This is a genomic window from Paraburkholderia sp. J41 (genome assembly GCF_905220235.1).
Taxonomy (GTDB): domain Bacteria; phylum Pseudomonadota; class Gammaproteobacteria; order Burkholderiales; family Burkholderiaceae; genus Paraburkholderia.
Map to the genome: position 1 here is coordinate 103096 of NZ_CAJMZE010000008.1, position 17349 is coordinate 120444.

At 64.4% G+C, this 17349-nt stretch carries 12 protein-coding genes; all 12 read left to right on the plus strand.

The genetic code is table 11. The annotated features are described in order from the left end of the window. Positions 1–9: 9 nt before the first annotated feature. The 12 genes from U5805_RS10650 (at position 10) to U5805_RS10705 (ending at position 17306) form a co-directional block, all read left to right on the plus strand. Positions 10–1392 (plus strand): phenylacetate--CoA ligase family protein, encoded by a 1383-nt coding sequence (locus U5805_RS10650; protein ID WP_322103440.1) that lies wholly within the window; start codon positions 10–12, stop codon positions 1390–1392. Then, positions 1389–2954 (plus strand): polysaccharide deacetylase family protein, encoded by a 1566-nt coding sequence (locus tag U5805_RS10655; protein WP_322103441.1) that lies wholly within the window; start codon positions 1389–1391, stop codon positions 2952–2954. Before U5805_RS10650 ends, U5805_RS10655 begins: the two co-directional genes overlap by 4 nt. After that, entirely contained in the window at positions 2951–4069 is a 1119-nt protein-coding gene (wecB, locus tag U5805_RS10660) for a non-hydrolyzing UDP-N-acetylglucosamine 2-epimerase (protein WP_322103442.1), read from the plus strand. The genes U5805_RS10655 and wecB overlap by 4 nt, the downstream gene beginning before the upstream one ends. Next, positions 4062–5348 carry a glycosyltransferase gene (locus tag U5805_RS10665; RefSeq protein ID WP_322103443.1) on the plus strand — a complete coding sequence of 429 codons (1287 nt, stop codon included), beginning with the start codon at positions 4062–4064 and terminating at the stop codon, positions 5346–5348. The genes wecB and U5805_RS10665 overlap by 8 nt, the downstream gene beginning before the upstream one ends. Beyond that, the gene (locus U5805_RS10670) at positions 5345–6310 is read left to right on the plus strand and encodes a glycosyltransferase family 4 protein (RefSeq protein ID WP_322103444.1); all 966 of its coding nucleotides are present in this window, start codon (positions 5345–5347) and stop codon (positions 6308–6310) included. Before U5805_RS10665 ends, U5805_RS10670 begins: the two co-directional genes overlap by 4 nt. 128 nt (positions 6311–6438) lie before the next feature. Then, on the plus strand, positions 6439–7644 hold the full coding sequence (locus U5805_RS10675; protein WP_322103445.1) for a glycosyltransferase: 1206 nt from the start codon (positions 6439–6441) through the stop codon (positions 7642–7644). Continuing rightward, positions 7634–9574 carry a glycosyltransferase gene (locus tag U5805_RS10680; protein WP_322103446.1) on the plus strand — a complete coding sequence of 647 codons (1941 nt, stop codon included), beginning with the start codon at positions 7634–7636 and terminating at the stop codon, positions 9572–9574. Before U5805_RS10675 ends, U5805_RS10680 begins: the two co-directional genes overlap by 11 nt. Then, entirely contained in the window at positions 9571–13581 is a 4011-nt protein-coding gene (locus U5805_RS10685) for a glycosyltransferase family 4 protein (protein WP_322103447.1), read from the plus strand. Before U5805_RS10680 ends, U5805_RS10685 begins: the two co-directional genes overlap by 4 nt. 9 nt (positions 13582–13590) lie before the next feature. Beyond that, positions 13591–14628 carry a glycosyltransferase gene (locus U5805_RS10690; RefSeq protein ID WP_322103448.1) on the plus strand — a complete coding sequence of 346 codons (1038 nt, stop codon included), beginning with the start codon at positions 13591–13593 and terminating at the stop codon, positions 14626–14628. A 139-nt stretch (positions 14629–14767) separates the two neighbouring features. Next, on the plus strand, positions 14768–15628 hold the full coding sequence (locus U5805_RS10695) for a glycosyltransferase (protein ID WP_322103449.1): 861 nt from the start codon (positions 14768–14770) through the stop codon (positions 15626–15628). After that, a complete protein-coding gene (locus U5805_RS10700) occupies positions 15625–16263 on the plus strand; it encodes a histidine phosphatase family protein (protein WP_322103450.1) in 639 nt (212 codons plus the stop codon). Before U5805_RS10695 ends, U5805_RS10700 begins: the two co-directional genes overlap by 4 nt. Then, positions 16260–17306, plus strand: coding sequence for a glycosyltransferase (locus tag U5805_RS10705; RefSeq protein WP_322103451.1), 1047 nt, complete (start codon positions 16260–16262; stop codon positions 17304–17306). The genes U5805_RS10700 and U5805_RS10705 overlap by 4 nt, the downstream gene beginning before the upstream one ends. Positions 17307–17349 lie beyond the last annotated feature (43 nt).

The following is a 17349-nucleotide window of genomic DNA, read 5'->3' on the forward strand; positions in this document are numbered from 1 at the left end:
GGATTCGTTATGCGAGCTGATCATCCCTTGCTTCGCTGCGGCACCCGCGCGTTGTCGTACCAGCCTTTGCGCGCGCTCAAGGGCGTCGTGGGCGGCTATATCGGCTATCCCATCGCGGAGCGGCGCGAGCAGCGCAGCGTCACGCCGAAGGTGCACGAGCTGGAGCGGCACTATGCGTTGCCGTTCGCCGAGCGCCGGCAGATCGCGCTCAAGCGCCTGAGCGAGATACTTCAGTTCGCGGGCGCGCAGGTGCCTTACTATCGCGATCTCTTTCGCGAGAAGCAGTTCGACCCGCTGAGCGTGCTCGACGATCCGGCGCGGCTCGAAGCGCTGCCGTATCTGACGAAGGACATCATTCGCGAACAGGGCGACCGCCTGCTTTCGCGTCCGCTCGCGGAACTGCGCCATCACGCGTGCAAGACGGGCGGCTCGACCGGCCTTTCGTGCACGATCTTCTACGACCAGGAATCCGCCGATTATTCGTCGGCGGTCACGCGTTACGCGCGGCTGTGCGCGGGCAAGCACGCGTGGCGTTCCGAGCTTCACTTCGCGTGCCGGTTTCCCGACGCGGCCGTGCCGCAGTGGCCGTCGCGCGAAGACTTCAAATGCTTCGTCAATAACCGCAGCAACATCTTCTTCGATCGTATCGACGACGTCGGCCTCGAGGAAATCTGGCGCACGCTGCGACTGCGCAAGCCGTACCTCGTGCATGCGCATCCGTCCACCATTTACGCGCTCGCATGCTATATCGAGCGCAAGTATGGGCCGAGCAAGACCTTCGAGGTGTTCGAGTCGAGCGGCGAACTGCTCGAGCCTCACATGCGCGAAGTGATCGCGCGCGCGTTGCGCTGCCGCGTAATCGATCGCTACGGCCTCGCCGAACTCGGCGTGATGGCTTATGAAGTGGACGGCCACGAGGCGGGTTTCCAGATTTTCGAATCGGAAGGCTGGGCCGAAAACCGTCTTGTCGAAGATCATTCGGATGGCGCACGCGAACTCGTGTTCACGGGTTTCCGCAATCGCTTGATGCCGCTGATCCGCTACGCCACGGGCGATCTCGCAACGGTCGAAGCGCGTGCCGACGGCTTTTTCCTGACCAACGTGGTCGGGCGCATTCACGACGTCGTGCCCATCAACGGCGTGGCGCATCCGACGCATCACATTCAGGACATGCTCGACCATCGCGTGGGCGGCATCCAGGAGTTCCAGATCGACCTGCGCACCGAGCCGCCGACGCTGCGCATCGTGCCCGAGCCGTGGGCGAGCCAGGAAGACACGCTCGGCAAGCTGCGCGCGTTCTGGGGCGAAGCGTTCAAGGTCGAATTCGTCGGTCACGACGCGCTCGTGCGCGTGGGCCGCCGTGCGAAATTCCGGCACGTGGTGACGGCATGATCGGCGTTCTGTATCCCTATGCCGCACGCGAGCAGGGGGCGCTCGTGACGGCCGCGTTCGCGCGCAGCGTCACGCGCGAACAGGTGCGGCCGATCGCGCGCGCGCATCTGGCGAGCGTAGAAACACTGGTGGTGGTGGACCTGCCCGACGCGTGGGGAACCGAAGTCGTGATGTGGCTGCGCGGCGGCGCGCGCAAGCTCGTGATCTTCGGCCGCGTGGCCGATCATCTGGTCGAGCATCTGCAATGGAAGCCGCTTGCGTGGCCCGAGTCGCTCGCGCGGGCGAGCCGCAGCGAAAGCGCGCCTTCGTACGCTTCGCGCGAGAGCGCGGCCACGGTGGTCTACGGCGAGCGCGCGGCGTTGCTGCAAGCGCAAGGCTGGAGGCGTCCGTTCGAGCGTTTCGATTTCACCGACGAATGGAACAACCTCGGCTACGGTGCGATTCGCGCGGCCGAACCGTTGTGGGGCTTGTCGGATGCGCTCGATACGGGCTGGGGAGAAATCGCGTGCGTCGAGATCGACGGGCAGCGCGTGGCCTCGTACGCGGCGCTCACCGACATCGAGCACGGCAGCGTGCTCTGGTTCAACCGCTCGGTGGGTCCGGCCGATTCGTTCGAATGGCGTGCCGTCGAGCGGTTCCTGAGCTACCACCGCGCGGGCGAATTGCCGTGCCATCCGGTACTCACGGAAGTGCCGTGGGGCTACGACGCGGCCGTCACGTCGCGGCTCGATTGCGACGAAGACGTCGAATCGGCGCGCCCGCTATGGGACGCGTATCGCGCGGAGAAGGTGCCGTTCTCGCTCGCCGTGCACACGGGCAACCTTGCTGATGCGCGCAATCATGCGATTCTCGCCGAGCTGGCAGAAGCGGGCGGCGCGGTGCTCTCGCATAGCGCGACGCACGCGGGCAACTGGGGCGGCAGCTACGAAGCGGCGCTGCACGAAGCGCTCGAATCGGCGCAACGGCTGCGCCAGATTACGGGCAAGCCGGTGCGCTACGCGGTTTCGCCGTTTCACCAGTCGCCGCCGTATGCGTTGCACGCGCTCGCCGATGCCGGCTATTCGGGCTGCGTCGGCGGTTTGATCCGCAACGATCCCGAATTCGTGCTGGCGCGCAGCGGCGCGCTCGCGCACATGGCGGACGGTTTTATCGGCCATACGCAGCAGTGCATGCTGCACGGTTTTTCGATGCTGGCCGAAGGCGACGCGCTCGCCGTATTCAAGCAGGCGTTCGATCTCGCCTACGAAACCTCGACCCTGTTCGGCTATCTCGATCACCCGTTCTCGCCGCGCTACGCCTATGGCTGGAACGACGAAGCCGCGCGCATCGCCGCTCACCGCGGCCTGATCGCGCACATTCGCGCGAAGGCCGACAACCCGCTGTTTCTCAACGAAGACGACGCGCTCGACTTTCTCGCCGCGCGCGCCCAAGCTCGCGTCGTTGAAGAAAACGGCGGTTTTTTCGGCGTAGCGCCGCGGCTGCCCGCAGGCGCGCCCGCGCTGCGGCTGACGGTCGAATACCGGGGCCGCGCCATGCCGCTTGAAACGGGAGCGTTGCAATGACGCGCATCGCGATCGTGCTCGGTACGCGTCCCGAGGTCATCAAGCTCGCGCCCGTGGCGGCGCGATTGCGCGGCCGCGCCGACGTGCGCGTGATCAGCACCGGCCAGCATCGCGAGATGCTCGATCAGGCGTTGCAGTCGTTCGGCCTTGCGCCGGACGTCGATCTCGACTGCATGCGTCCCGGCCAGACACTCAACGAACTGTCCGCGCGGCTGATTGCCGGGCTCGATACCGCTTTCGCCGACGCTTGCCCCGAGTGGGTGATCGTGCAAGGCGACACGACCACGGCGTTTTGCGCCGCGCTCGCCGCATTCCATCGCGGCATTCGCGTCGCGCATGTCGAAGCGGGCTTGCGCACCGGCAATCTCGCGAGCCCGTTTCCCGAAGAAGCGAATCGCAGCATGCTCGCACGCATCGCCACGCGCAGCTTTGCGCCCACGGCGGCCGCGCGCGAGCATCTGCTGCGCGAGCACGTGAGCGAGGCGTCGATCGTCGTGACCGGCAACACCGTCGTCGATGCGATCGAATCGATGCGCCGCGGCGGCGCGCTCGAAGGCCTGCCGATCGCGCAGCGCTTCAGCGCCGGGGTGCCGCGCATTCTCGTCACCTGCCATCGCCGCGAGAACTTCGGCGGCGTGATGGTCGAAATCTGCGCCGCCTTGCGCACGCTTTGCGCGGCATACGCAGGCTACGAGTGGGTTTTCCCGGTGCATCTGAATCCGGCCGTGCGCGAGCCGGTGATGCGCGAATTGAAGGACGTGACCAATCTGCATTTGATCGAACCGGTCGATTATGCGAGCAGCCTCTATCTGATCAGCCGCAGCACGCTGGTCGTGACCGATTCGGGCGGCATTCAGGAAGAAGCGCCGACTTTCGGCGTGCCGACGGTGGTGATGCGCAATCACACCGAGCGGCGGGAAGGCGTCGATGCGGGCGTGTCGGTGCTGGCGGGGCAGAGCGCCGCGAGTATCGAAGCGGCCGTGCGCGCATGGCTCGATGCGCCGGAGCGCCTCGCGAGCGTGCGTGCGCGCGCGAATCCGTACGGCGACGGCCGCGCGGCCGAACGCATCGCGGGCGATCTGCTCGGCATGCCGCTGGAGGATTTCGATGGCTGAGGCGAGCGCGGCGTTCAACGCGGCGCCTTCGGCGCACGATCCGTCCAATCCGGCGCACGGCGCTCACGGCGCGAATCGGGCGCCGGCCGGCGAAGCGCGCGACTGCATCCTCTTTTCGACCGCCGACTGGGACGAGCCGTACTGGACCAACAAGCAGCACACGGCCGTCGAACTCGCGAAGCGCGGCTGGCGCGTGCTGTACGTGGAAAGCGTGGGCATTCGTTCGCCGCGCGTCGCGAGCGGGCGCGACTGGAAGCGTTTGTGGAGGCGACTGTGGCGCGGCGTGCGTTCGGTCGTGCTCGGTGCGCCCGCGCGCGCGGACAACATCTGGGTGATGTCGCCGCTCACGTTTCCCGCGCGCCATCACTGGCCGCTCGTGCGCTCGTTCAACCGCGCGCTGCTGCGCTTCACCGTGAACCGCAGCGCCAACGCGCTCGGCTTCGAAAAGCCCGTCGTGTGGACGTACCACCCTTATTTGCTCGACGCCATCGCCACGCTGGATCGCGGCGGGCTCGTCTATCACTGCGTGGACGATCTGCGCGAAATTCCGGGCGTCGATGTCGCGGCGTTCAACGCGGCGGAGGAGCGCTTGCTCGGCGAAGCCACGGCGGTGTTCACCACGGCGCAGTCGCTGCGCGATCGTTGCGCGCGCCTGAACGCGAACACGCATTATTTCCCGAACGTCGTCGATGCCCTGCATTTCGGCCAGGCGACGGAGCCGGGCGAACTGCCGCCGGAACTCGCCGCGATTCCCGAGCCTCGCATCGTCTATCACGGCGTGCTGTCGGACTTCAAGGTGGATCTCGCGCTGTTGATCGCAGTGGCGAAGATGCGGCCCGACTGGCAACTCGTGCTGATCGGCCAGGAGCGCGAAGGTCAGCAGAGCCCGCTCGTCGCGGAACTCGCCAGGCTGCCTAACGTGCATCTGCTCGGCTACCGCAGCTATGCGCGTTTGCCCGCTTATCTGCGCGGCATCCAGGTCGGCATGCTGCCCACGCTGCTCAACGACTACACGCGCTCGATGTTTCCGATGAAGTTCTACGAATATCTGGCCGCGGGCCTGCCGGTGGTTTCGACGCCGCTTGCGTTCACCGCCGACGTTGCCGAGGGCCTCGAAATCGGCGCGAGCGCGCCCGAATTCGCCGCGGCCATCGAACGGCAACTCGCGCGCGGCCGTCTGAGCGCGGAGGAAGCCCGGCGCTACGTGGGCGACAACACCTGGGACGCACGCACGGCGAAGATGCTGGCGTCCATTCAACCGGCGAGGCCCGTTTCATGAAGGTGCTGTTCTCAACCTATCCGATGGCGTTTCACACGCCGGGCGGCGGCGAGGTGCAACTGCTTGCGTATCGTAAGCACCTGCCGCTGCACGCGGTGGACGTCACGCTGTTCAACCTGTGGGAACCGCGTTTTCTCGAGCATGACGTCGTGCACTTCTTCTCGTGCATGGGCGGCTCGGCGCACTTCTGCCTGTTCGCGAAGCGTTTGGGGCTGCCGCTCGTGGTGTCGGCGAGTTTGTGGATCACCGATGCCACGCGCCATCTGTATCCGATTGACGAAATCCGCTATCAGCTCGATATCGCCGATCGCGTGGTGACGAACTCCGACATCGAAAGCGACACGCTTGCCCAGGTGCTGAACCTGCCGCGCGAGAAGTTCAGGACCGTTTATAACGGAATCGACGAGTTCTTCCTGACGCCGGGGCACCCCACGAAGTTTCGCGAGGCGCATGGGCTGGAAGGCCGCTTTGTGCTGAACGTCGGCAATATCGAGCCGCGCAAGAACCAGTTGAGCCTCGTGCGGGCCATGAAGGCGCATCCGGACGTCAAGCTCGTGCTGATCGGGCAGCAGCGCGACACCGAGTATTCGCAAGCCGTTCTGCGTGAAGGCGCCGATCAGGTGCTTTACCTCGGCCCCACGCCGCACGACGAGATGCTGCTTTCCGCCTACGCGGGCTGCGACCTGTTCTGCCTGCCGAGCACGCTGGAGACGCCGGGGCTCGCCGCGCTCGAAGCCGCGGCCCAACGCGCGCCGCTCCTGATCACGAGCGAAGGTTCGTGCGCCGAATACTTTGGAGCGCATGCGCATTACGTTGCGCCGGGTGACGACGCGGTGCTGGCGGCCGCGCTGGGCGGCGCGCTGCGCACGAGCGCCCCCGGCTCCGGAAGCTTCGACGCAGCGGCCCTCACGTGGGCGAAGACGACGGCGGCACTGCGTGACGTGTACCACGAACTGGCTTGACGGCCCCATTCACCCCTTTCGGAGTAGAAGCGTCCCGCGCGCGACTACTCATGAAGAGCAAAACACGCGCTGACATGAACCCGGCATTTTTCAAACTAGAGCAAGGTCAACGAGCGAAGCATCATTTGATGATGGTGACGCACGTGTTGCCTTACCCGCCCGCTGCGGGCAACGAAATTCGCATCTACAAGATGTTGCGCTGGTTGCGCGCGCAGGGTTACGCCATGACGCTCGTGATCAAGCCGCTCGGCGACGAGGAAGTGTCGAACGAGTGCATTTCCGGTCTGCGCGGCGTCGTCGATAATCTTTATGTATTCGACAATCGCGTGATTCCGCGCCCCGCGGGCCCGAACGCGCGCACCTCCGCCCTGATCGACTCCGACCTCGACGACGCGCGGCTCAGCGAGTTGCAGGACGGATTCTGTCCGGCATGGTTCGTCGATGAGATCGCGGCGATCGCCGCCGCCGTGCGGCCCGATGTCGTGGTCTCCCAGTATGTGTTCATGAGCCGCATTCTCACGCTGCCCGAATGCGCCGATACGCTGCGTGTGATCGACGCGCACGACCTTTTTTGCCGCAAGCAGGCAACGGTCGAGCAATACGGCATCAAGGACTACGGGCTCAGTCTCACTGACGAGCAGGAGCGCAAGCTATTGAAGCGCGCCGATGCGATTCTCGCGATTCAGCGCGTCGAGCAGGACGAAATCGAAAAGCTGGTTCCCGAGCGCAAGGCGCTGTTGACGAGCTTCGATCTGGATATCCATCACGCCGTTCCCTCGCGCATGGTGGCGGGGCGCGTGCTCATCGTCGCGTCGGGCAACGAGTTCAACGTTCGCGGCACGCAGGACTTTCTCAGCTACACGTGGCCGCTCGTCAAGGCACGCAATCCTGGCGCGCATTTGCACGTGATCGGCCGCGTGTGCCGCGAGGTCTGGTGCGACGATCCTTCGGTGTCGTTGCTCGGTTTCGTCGAGAATCTGGAGCGCGAGTACGAAGAGGCCCAGGTCGTGGTGAATCCTTGCCGGGTCGGGACCGGCCTGAAGATCAAGACCATCGAGGCCCTCGCCTGGGGCAAAGCGCACGTGGCGTGGCCCTCGGCCGCCGACGGCCTGCGCGAACTGGGCGACGTTCCGGTGCTGATCGCGACAAACGTAGTCGAATTCGCGCGGGACATTGCCTCGGTGCTCGAAAGCGACACGCGGCGCCAGTCGCTGCAACTTGCGGCCCATGCTTTCATTGGCGAGCATTTCGAAGCGGGCAACGTCTACCGATCCTTCGCGGAGGCGATCGACAACTGCCGGTTACTTGAAACGGAAGAAGCGCATGCTGAATAACGAGTTTGCCGTCGTATTTACGCCCGCCGAGGGCTGCCTGCCACAAGCCGCGCAAGTCAGGCGTCTCGCGGCGCTTGCGTCGAAAGTCGTCGTATTCGTCACGGCCGGCACCGACGTGGCGGCGCTGGGCAGCCTCGACGCCGCGCGCGTCGAGATCGTCATCGTCGAAGACGCGCGTGGATGGCACTCGTCGCTCAATCGCGTGCTGTATCCGCTGATCGAGAGCCGCACCGACGTGCTCTTTTCCTCGCCGCAATATCAGTTCGACGAGACCGCGGTCGATGCCTTGCGCCACGCAATGAGCGCGGACCCTTTGTACGGTTTCTCCGTGCCGCGAACTAACGTGGGCGGCTCGGCGCCGATTCCGCGCACGCGTGGCGACGAACCCGTCGCCACGGCGCAGGCGTTCGACGCCCTGCTCGCGCATCTGCCGCAATACGCGGGCGGCGGTATCGTGGTGGCCGCGCCCGCTCTCGTGCGAGCAAGCGTGCTCGACAATTTCGGACGGCTCGAGGGCGACTCGTTCGATCTTTCCGACGCGCTCGCACGTTTGTTCATTCGAGCGAACCGCCGTGGGCATAGCGCGGTCGTCAGTCATCGCGCGATGTTTTTCGCTCCGGAAACGGGCCGCTACGAGGGGCCGGCGGCCGCGCCCGCGCTTGCGCGGGCAAGCGATCTTTATCGGGCGATCGAGCGCCGCGCCGCGTTCCCGGAGCAGGTGCTCGAGAAGCTGCTGTGGTATCGCCTCAAGTCCAAGCCGGCGCGGCGCGTGCTGTTCGACATCCGCAACCTGGCGCCGGGCTTCAACGGCACGGCGCAGCACATCCTCTCGCTGATTCCGCCGCTGCTCGAACTGGCTCAAACGTTTGGCATCGAGCCGTCGTTCTGGGTCTCGCCGCAGTCGGCGCAATTTCACGGTCTCGATCGGTCGATGCACGAGCGGCTCGTCTACGAACTGCCCGCCGATGCGCTATACGATGCCTGCGTGCGTCTGTCGCAGCCCTGGAGTTTTAGCGAGCTGCGCGATCAGACGAAACTCGCGCTCGTCAACATGTACTTGATCATGGATGCGATCGCGTGGGACTGCCACTACATCCGCATGCCGCATATCGACGGGGTCTGGCGCACGGCCGCCGCGACCGCCGATGGTTTCGTCTACAACAGCGGCTACACGCAGCGCGCGTTCGCGCAGCGTTTTCCGCAGGCGGCGAAGGCGCCGTCCGTCGTGTCATGGTGCTCGCTCGATCCGGCGGAATATTTCGTGGCGGCGCCCGCAGAGCCGGCGCAGGCCGCGGACGAGCCCTATGTCTTGATTGTCGGCAACCAGTACTATCACAAGGGGCTGTACGAGGTCGTGCATGTGTTGGCGGCTTCGTTTCCGCAAACGCGCTTCAAGGTGCTGGGCGAAATCGCGGAACAGTATCCGAACGTCGAGCAACATCCTTCGGGCCAGCTTTCGCACGAAGATGTCGACAGCCTCTTTCGCGAGTCGGCCTGCCTCGTGTTTCCGTCGCACTACGAGGGATTCGGACTGCCGATCATCAAGGCGCTTTCCTTCGGCAAACGCGTTATCGCGCGCAACAGCACGCTGCTGGACGAGATCGGCGCGCGCGTGAGCCCGGTCGAGGGCATCGTGCCGTTCGAATCGCGCAACGAATTGTTGACCGCCGTGGCCGACGTGCTCGACGACGCCGCGGGCTGGACGGCTCGTCGCAGCCAGCCGCTCGCGCCCGCTGCGCCCTACGGCTGGCGTGCGGCCGCCGAAGACCTTCTGACGCTTGCCAGCCGTCTCATCGAAGAAGTCTCGACGGATCGCTGCCTCGAGCGGCTCGAATTCTTCTATCGCACCGAGCAGTTCGATGTCGAGCGCGTGGGCTGGACCAACGCTGACCAGAACAAAATCATCTTCGAAGTGGAGCTGGAAGAATGAAGGTGCTGACGCTATTTGTCCGCTACGCGGACAAGGACTATCGCGGTGCGTTCAAGCGCCTGTGCGAAATGTACGAACGGATCGACGGCATCGACTACGATGCGCTTCTGATCGACACCGCGATGCCGCTCGATTGCGCGGTGCCGCTCGGATCGCGTGCGATGCTGATCGGCGGCGACAATACACGCCGCGAGTTCAGCGGCTGGGACAGCGCGCTCGCGAAAGTGGGGGACGCGCTCGAGTCCTACGATCTGGTGCATGTCGTCACGTCGGCTTTCGAAAACGAGTACAACGGCTTCTATCCGTACATCAATCGTGCAATGTTCGATTATGCGGCGCTGAATCCGCAGGTCGTGCTGGCGCATGTGGATGCGTATCCCGCGCCGGCACGCATGCTGGGCCGCACCTTCCAGACGTGGGGATGTTCGAAGTTTCTGCTGGCGCATCCTCGGCGCATTCGCGCGCTGGGTTCTTTCACGGGGCAACTGGGCTTTGACGACGTTTTCAGTACCGACGCGTCGACACCGTTTCGCGATGACGCTCCGCTCTCCGCCAACTATCGCGAATATCTTGTCGACTGGCTGACCGGAGAAGGTTTGCCGCACGGCAAGTGGCATTCCGTATTCGAGATGGGAGCGGCCAATCTCGTGCGCTTTCAGTCGAAGGCGATGTCGATTCTGGACGAGCACGGGCTTTCCATGCGCCTGCGCGAGAGCGGCGCACGCATCGTCGATTACACGTGGCTTCATTCGCGGGGGTTGTCCCGCGACGCGCGTACGATTCCCGACGAGCTTACGCAGGTTGTCGAGCGCAACGTTTTTCTCTTCAACAACCCGATCGTCCAGCCGGGCCGCGACTTGCGCGACCACCGGCGCCCCGGCGGGTTCGACGCGGTGTTCGCCAGCGAAGGCGACAGGCCGTTCGCGCGAACGCCCATCATCGATGGCCTGTGGCTGGGCAATCGCGTGTTGCAGGCGTATCTCGACCCGATGCGGCCCTTGCACTGCGCGGCCGTCTATCTGAATCAGGGCATCGCAATCGACGCGAGGCAAACTGCGTGGCTCGCGCAAGCCGACGACGAACTGCCGCAAGACGCCATATTGCCAATTTCGCGCGGTTTGCACGCAACGTGGCTTGCCCGCGATGATTTGCGCGAATCTTTCGACATGGAGTCGGCACAAGGGCGGCGCGACGCGTTGCGCTGGTGGATGCTGGCCGGAAGCTACGACGCGCGTTACGTCGAGTTCGTGAGCCTCGACGCGTGCCGGGAAGTCGATCCGGCGCTGCGCCAGGACATGCCGCTGCCTGTCACGCGTGGCATGCGTGCTCTCGCCGATGCACGTCCCGATTTGCGCGAGGCGATCGACACGAATACGCCCGAAGGGCGCCGCGCCCTGGTCGTCTGGTGGATGCAGGACGGCATGCGCGATCCTCACGTGAGCCGTTTCTTGCCTGCGGAGTACTACTCGCAAGTGGCAGTTCAGATCGAGCAGGACGCCGCGCTGCCCATTACGCGCGGCTTGCTCGCACTGCACATGGCGCGCGAGGACCTTGCGGTTTTCGATCTGACGACCCACAGCGGTCGGCAGAAGCTGATCGCGTGGTGGATGGAGGCCGGCAGGGGCGATCCCGCGTTGACGGCCTTCATTCCTGCTTCTGCCTACGGCGAGCCGGACCCCGGGGTGATTCAGGATCTTGCGCTGCCCGTCACGCGCGGCCTGCACGCGCTGCAACTCAGCCGCCCGGATCTGGCGTCGCTCGATCTCTCCACGCGGGACGGCCGGCTTCACCTGCTCCGCTGGTGGTTGAGCGTGGGGCGTCACGACCCTTCGTTCGAGTCGTTCATGCCTGCGCATACCTATTCCGAAACGGATTCCGGGGTGACACAGGACGTTGGCGTTCCGATAACGCGCGGCCTGAGCGCGTTGCATTGCGTACGCGACGACCTTTGGCGTTTCGACCTCGAGAGCGTGGACGGCCGGCGCGGCTTGATGAACTGGTGGATCAGGGAAGGGCGCATGGACCCCGTGATGGCGAGCTTCATGCCGCGAGAAGCCTATGAGCGTCCCGCCGACGATCTCCCGCAGGACGCAAGCTTGACGATAACGGTAGGGATGCGGGCGTTGCACGATTCGCGCGACGATCTACGTGACGCAATGGATCTCGATACGCCGGAGGGGCGGCGCGCATTTGTGCAGTGGTGGATGAGCGACGCATTGTGGCACGCCCATCTCGCACTGCTCGGCAACCCCGAGGCGCTGGTGGAAACCGCGCACGATGTCGTTCAGGATGCGCTGTTGCCCTTTACCCGTGGACTGTGCGCGTTGCAGGATTCGCGCGACGACCTGCGTGAAGGCATTGACCTGAGTACGTCGTCCGGGCGCGCGCAATTGATGCGCTGGTGGCTCGCCTTCGGCATCGACGAGCCGTTCGCGGTGCGCTTGCTTCCGGAGCCGGCTTATCGCGAGATCGAGCCGGCGTTGCCCCAGGATGCCGCCGTCGTCATCACGAAGGGCATGTGCGCGCTATACCAGGCTCGCGGTCTCGACCCGGCAGATTCGTTCGATCCGATGGACGCGCGCCAGCGCCGCGAGATGGTGATGTGGTGGTGCCGCGAGTTCGCTGCGAATCGCTTGCCGGGCGTATTGCGGCCGGCACTGGAAGACCTGGGCATCGACCGTTCCGCGAGCGACGATGTGCATCCGCTCGCGCGCGCGCTATACGAACGTCGGGCCGACTTGCGCAACGCATTCGATATCGGGACGGCGGAGGGCCGTGCCGCGCTCAATAGCTGGCTGCGCGAGTACGGCTACAAGGAAATCGGCTTGCCCATAGAGGCGCCGGCCACGCAAATGCCGTCCGGAGATCCAGCCGAGCTGTGGCAGGGCACGTGGCGTATCGGCGGGGTGAACATCGTCGGCTTCGCGCGTGGTGAACTGGGCATCGGCGAGGACGTGCGCATGGCTTCGCGCGCGCTGCAACAGGTGGACTACGACTTCTGCCTGCCGCATATTCCGCTCACGATCGGCGCGCGCCAGGACGACCGCTCGTTTCATCTGTACGAAACGAATTCGGCGGTGTACCGGACCAATCTGCTTTTCCTGCCTCACTACGAAACGATCCGCCTGCTTGCTGCATCGCGCAACGCTCTGCTCGGCGGCCGCTACAACATTGGCTGCTGGCAATGGGAGCTACCCAACTATCCTCGCGGCATGGAATTTGCTATCGACGTCGTGGACGAAATCTGGTCCAGCACGTCCTATACGGCCAATGCCATGCGCGGCGCAACGACGAAACCGGTGTTCGTGATGCCGATGGCGGTCGATTTGCCGGCGCCTTCGCGTGTCTACACGCGCGCCGAGTTCGGCTTGCCTTCCGACGCTTTCGTTTTCCTGAATATACTGGACGGCAATTCGAGCGTGTTTCGCAAGAATCCGCTGGCCGTCGTGCAAGCGTTTCAGAAGGCGTTTGCGCCGACGGTGCGCGGCGTGCATCTGCTCGTCAAGACGATGAACATGACGAGCGAGAGCGCCGAGTGGAACGAGGTCATGCGCCTTGCGGCCGCCGATCCGCGCATTTCGATTCTCTCCGGCGCGCTGCCTCGCGAGCAGGTCATCGCGCTACAGTCGCTGGCTGACTGCTTCGTTTCGCTGCATCGCGCGGAAGGGTTCGGGCGCAACATCGCGGAGGCCATGTGGTTAGGCAAGCCGGTCATCGTGTCTGCGTTCTCGGGAAACCTGGACTTCACGAACGAGCGCACCGCATGGCTGGTCGGCGGCGCGACGCTGCCGGTGCGGCCCGGTGAATATAGTTTTGCCGAAGGGCAGTTCTGGTGGGACGCCGACGTTGCCGAGGCCGCCCAATGCATGCGCGAGTGTGTCGAGGCGCCCGCGGAGCGCGACGCGCGGGCCCGTGCGGGCCAGGCATTCGTGCGGGAGCATTACTCGCCCGCGAGCGTGGGTCGCCGTTATGTCGAGCGCCTGCAGGCACTCGATCAAAGCCTCTAAGGATTCGCGATGCGACTTTTCATAGCAGCTCCCGACATATTTCCCGGCGACGCCGTCGGCAATCATTGCCTTGGCATTGCGCGTGCGGCGCGGCGCCTCGGCTGGGAAGCGCAGGCCTATGCGCAGCGCTTTGCCGGCGACGTCCAGCCCATCGAGCTGCTGTTCGACGAAGTACAGCCGCACGATACGTTGTGGGTGAGCTACTCCATTCACGATCCGCTTCTGGAGCGCTTGCTCGCGCTGCCGGCACGCAAAATCTGCTACTTCCATGGCGTGACCTTGCCCGAACTGCTGCGCGAGTTCGAGCCCGTTACGGCGGATCTTTGCGCAAAGTCGATCGAACAGTTTCCCTTGCTTGCGGGCTTCGAGCGCGTCATCGCGAATTCGCGGTTTACGGCGCGCTCGCTGTCTGGCAGCGTGCCGTCTGAACAAATCGACGTCATGCCGCCGGTGTGCCCCGACATGCCGGTGTTTCTGCGCGCGGCAACGCGTGCCGCGACAACGCCTCGCGATGGCTTGCGTCTCTTGTGTGTCGGCCGCGTGGTGCCGCACAAGCGCGTCGAAGATGCCATCGATATCGTCGCCCGTGCGCACGAGCTGGGGGTGAAGGCGACGCTGCGCATCGTCGGCTCGACGCCGAACGGCGCCTATGCGCATTTCTTGCTCGAGCGCGCGCGTCAAATCGGTGTAGGCGAAGTCGTCGAGCTTGCCGGCGTGCTCGACGACGATACCTTGCTTGCGGAGTTCAATGCGGCGGACGCATTGCTGACCGTGAGCCAGCACGAAGGATTTTGCGTGCCCGTTCTCGAGGCGATGCATCTCGGGTTGCCATGCCTCGTTCGTACGGGGACGGCTGCGAGCGAAGTCGCGGCGGGCTGCGCGCTCGAGTTCACCACGTGTGAAGAGGCGGCCTCGGCGTTGCGCACGATGGCGCAGGACGGCGAAGTCGCCGCGCGGCTGGCGGCGGCGGGCAAGCGCCGCGCGGACGATCTGATCGAACTGACCCGCGACGAAGTACTGCGGCAGATTCTCGGCGGCGCTCGCTAGGCCTACTATTCTTTTTGCTGGATATAACGACGTGTCAAGTCCCCGCGTTCTGATTACCACTTATCACCAAGCCTTTTTCGTACGAGGCGGGGGCGAGTATGAAATTTTTTCGATCGCCGACAGCCTGAAGCAGCGCGGCATGATCGTCGATATCTACGGACCGTATTCGCGGTCGATCGACGATTACGACGTCGTGCTCCATTTTTCGGTCCATGGCGGCGGACTCGAATTGCTCAAGGAAGCCAAGGCGCATGGAAAAAAGATCGCGCTCTGGCCGAATCTCTGGGTGCGCAATCCGGCCGAGGTGCCCGCTTCGCTCGTCGATGCTCACGTCAATCTCGCCGATGCCGTGATTTTCAAGTCAGTCTCCGAGGAGCAGCATTTTCGCGGCCGTTTCAGCCTGCCAGACGAAAAGGCGCGCCGCGTTGTGCTCGGCGCCGATGGTGCGTATCTGCGGCCCGCGCCGGAGCACTTGTTCAAGAGCCTCTACGGAATCGAAAATTACGCGCTGTGGTTCGGCGTGATCGAGCCGAACAAGAACCAGCTGGCGGCTTGCCATGTTCTACGCGATAAAGGCATTCCGTGCGTCTTCGTCGGCCGGAGCCGCGAAGAGGCGTACTTCAACGCGTGTCGCGAGGCGGCCGGCGAGAACGCGCTATTTCTCAAGGGCCTGCCGCAGAAGTCCGAGATCGTGCGCGCCGCTTTGCGCGAAGCGCTTTTCTACGTCGAGGTCTCGCACGAGCCGCCTGGCTTGTCGGCAATCGAAGCGGGTCTTGCCGGGTGCCGTCTGTTGCTGAGCGACTCCGACTGGTCACGAGAGCATTTCGGCGAACGTGCCGTCTACGCAAATCCGAACGATGAAGCGGATATCGCGCGGGCCGTCGACGAGGTGCTTGCGTTGCCTTCCGATCAGCGCATGCTGGTGAACGAGTTGCGCCGCTTCTGCCTGCCTGAAGCGATCGATCCGTTGATCGAGATTCTCGAAGGCGTGGCCCGATGATCTTCTATCTTGTGCGCCACGGTCGATCGTGTGCCAACGACGCCGGCCTCGTAACCGGTACGCCCGCCGACCCGCTCAACGACCTGGGCAGGGAACAGGCGGGCAGGTTGGCCAGGTGGCTCGCGGCGCAGGACATCGTGGCCGATCGCTGCTATGTGAGCCAGTGGCAGCGTGCGCGGCAGACGGCGTCCCAGCTCATGCCGCATGCGCATTGGCACGTCGATTCGCGCCTTGGCGAAACGGACGCCGGCGACGTCGCCGAATGGCCGCTTGCGCGATTCGTCGCGTCGCAGCCGGACTTTTATAGCGATGCTTCGCATGCCTACCCCGGTGGCGAATCTCACGAGCAACTCAACGCGCGCGTGCTTGAATGGTGGCGCGCGGTGTGCGAGGAGCCGTGCGAGCGCGTCATGGTCGTCGCCCATTCGGGGCCGATATCGTGCTTGCTACAGGCTACGCTGGGCGTTGGTATGGAGCGGTTTCCCGCATTCCTGCCGGCCAATGGCAGCGTTTCCGTAATCGAGACGCAAAGCGTGGGCGGTGCGATTACGTCCCGACTCCTGGGTTTTTCCATGGGCCCGGGCGAGAATCTCGTCACCGCGCTGCATGGTGCGCAACGAAGGGAGGCGCCATGAAGAAGGTTTTGGCGCTACAGCGTCAATCGCACGTGGCTGCCGGCGTGCCTTCGTTGTCCGTCGCCGCGCGCATCACCGAGGTGCTCGGATATATGGAATCGCGCGGCGAATTGACGTACACCGCGATCTCCGAGAACGACGAGTGCGCTGCCGCCGGCGTCGACTGGGCCGACGTTCTCATTCTCAGCAAGCACAGTTCGCGCAAGGCGCTCGAACTGGTGCGGCGTGCCCGCGCACGCGGCGTACGCGTGATCTACGACATCGACGACTGGATTTTTTCGTTTCCGACCTATAGCGGCGGCGCGGCGCACCGCGACAAGCTCGAGATGATCCACGAACTGATCGCGCTCTCGAACGTCGTGACTGTCGCCAACCCCACGCTCGAACGCAAGGTGCGCGAGTACGTGAGTGCGCCTCTGCTCGTGCCGAACGGGATGTGGGTGGAGCGCTACGTGCATTCCGGCGCCCGCGCGGGAGAGGAAGCTGCGCCGCCGCGCATCGTTTTCACGAACGCCGACTTTCTCAAGATGCAAGCGGCGAAGGACATGCTGCTGACTGCGCTGCAAGTCTTTTTCCTGCGCCATCCGGATTACGTGCTCGACTTTTATGGCGATCCGTTCCCGGAGATGTTTTCGCTGCCTTTTCTACACTTCACCAACCGGATGCCGTACACCGATTACATGCGTGCGCTCGTGTCCGGCAGCTATCAGTTCGCCATTACGCCGCTCGGCGGCGACGAGGACGCGGAGGCCGCGGAGTTCAATGCCTGCAAGAATCCGTTCAAGTATCTGAACTACGGCGCCGCCCAGGTGCCGGGTATCTACTCGCACGTCAGCATCTACGAGGGAAGCGTGGCCGACGGCCGGACCGGCATGCTCGTCGAGAACGATTTCCACGCCTGGGTCAATGCGCTCGAAGCCATGGCGGATGACGCGTCGCTGCGCCGCAGTATTCGTCGCGACGCGTTCGCCGACGTGGTCGAGCATCATCACGTATCGGCAAGCGCCGCGGTCCTCGGGCGCGCAATGAGCGAGCTCGCGTGACTCAACCTCAATTTTGCGCGGATCGTGCAGCAACAGGAACATT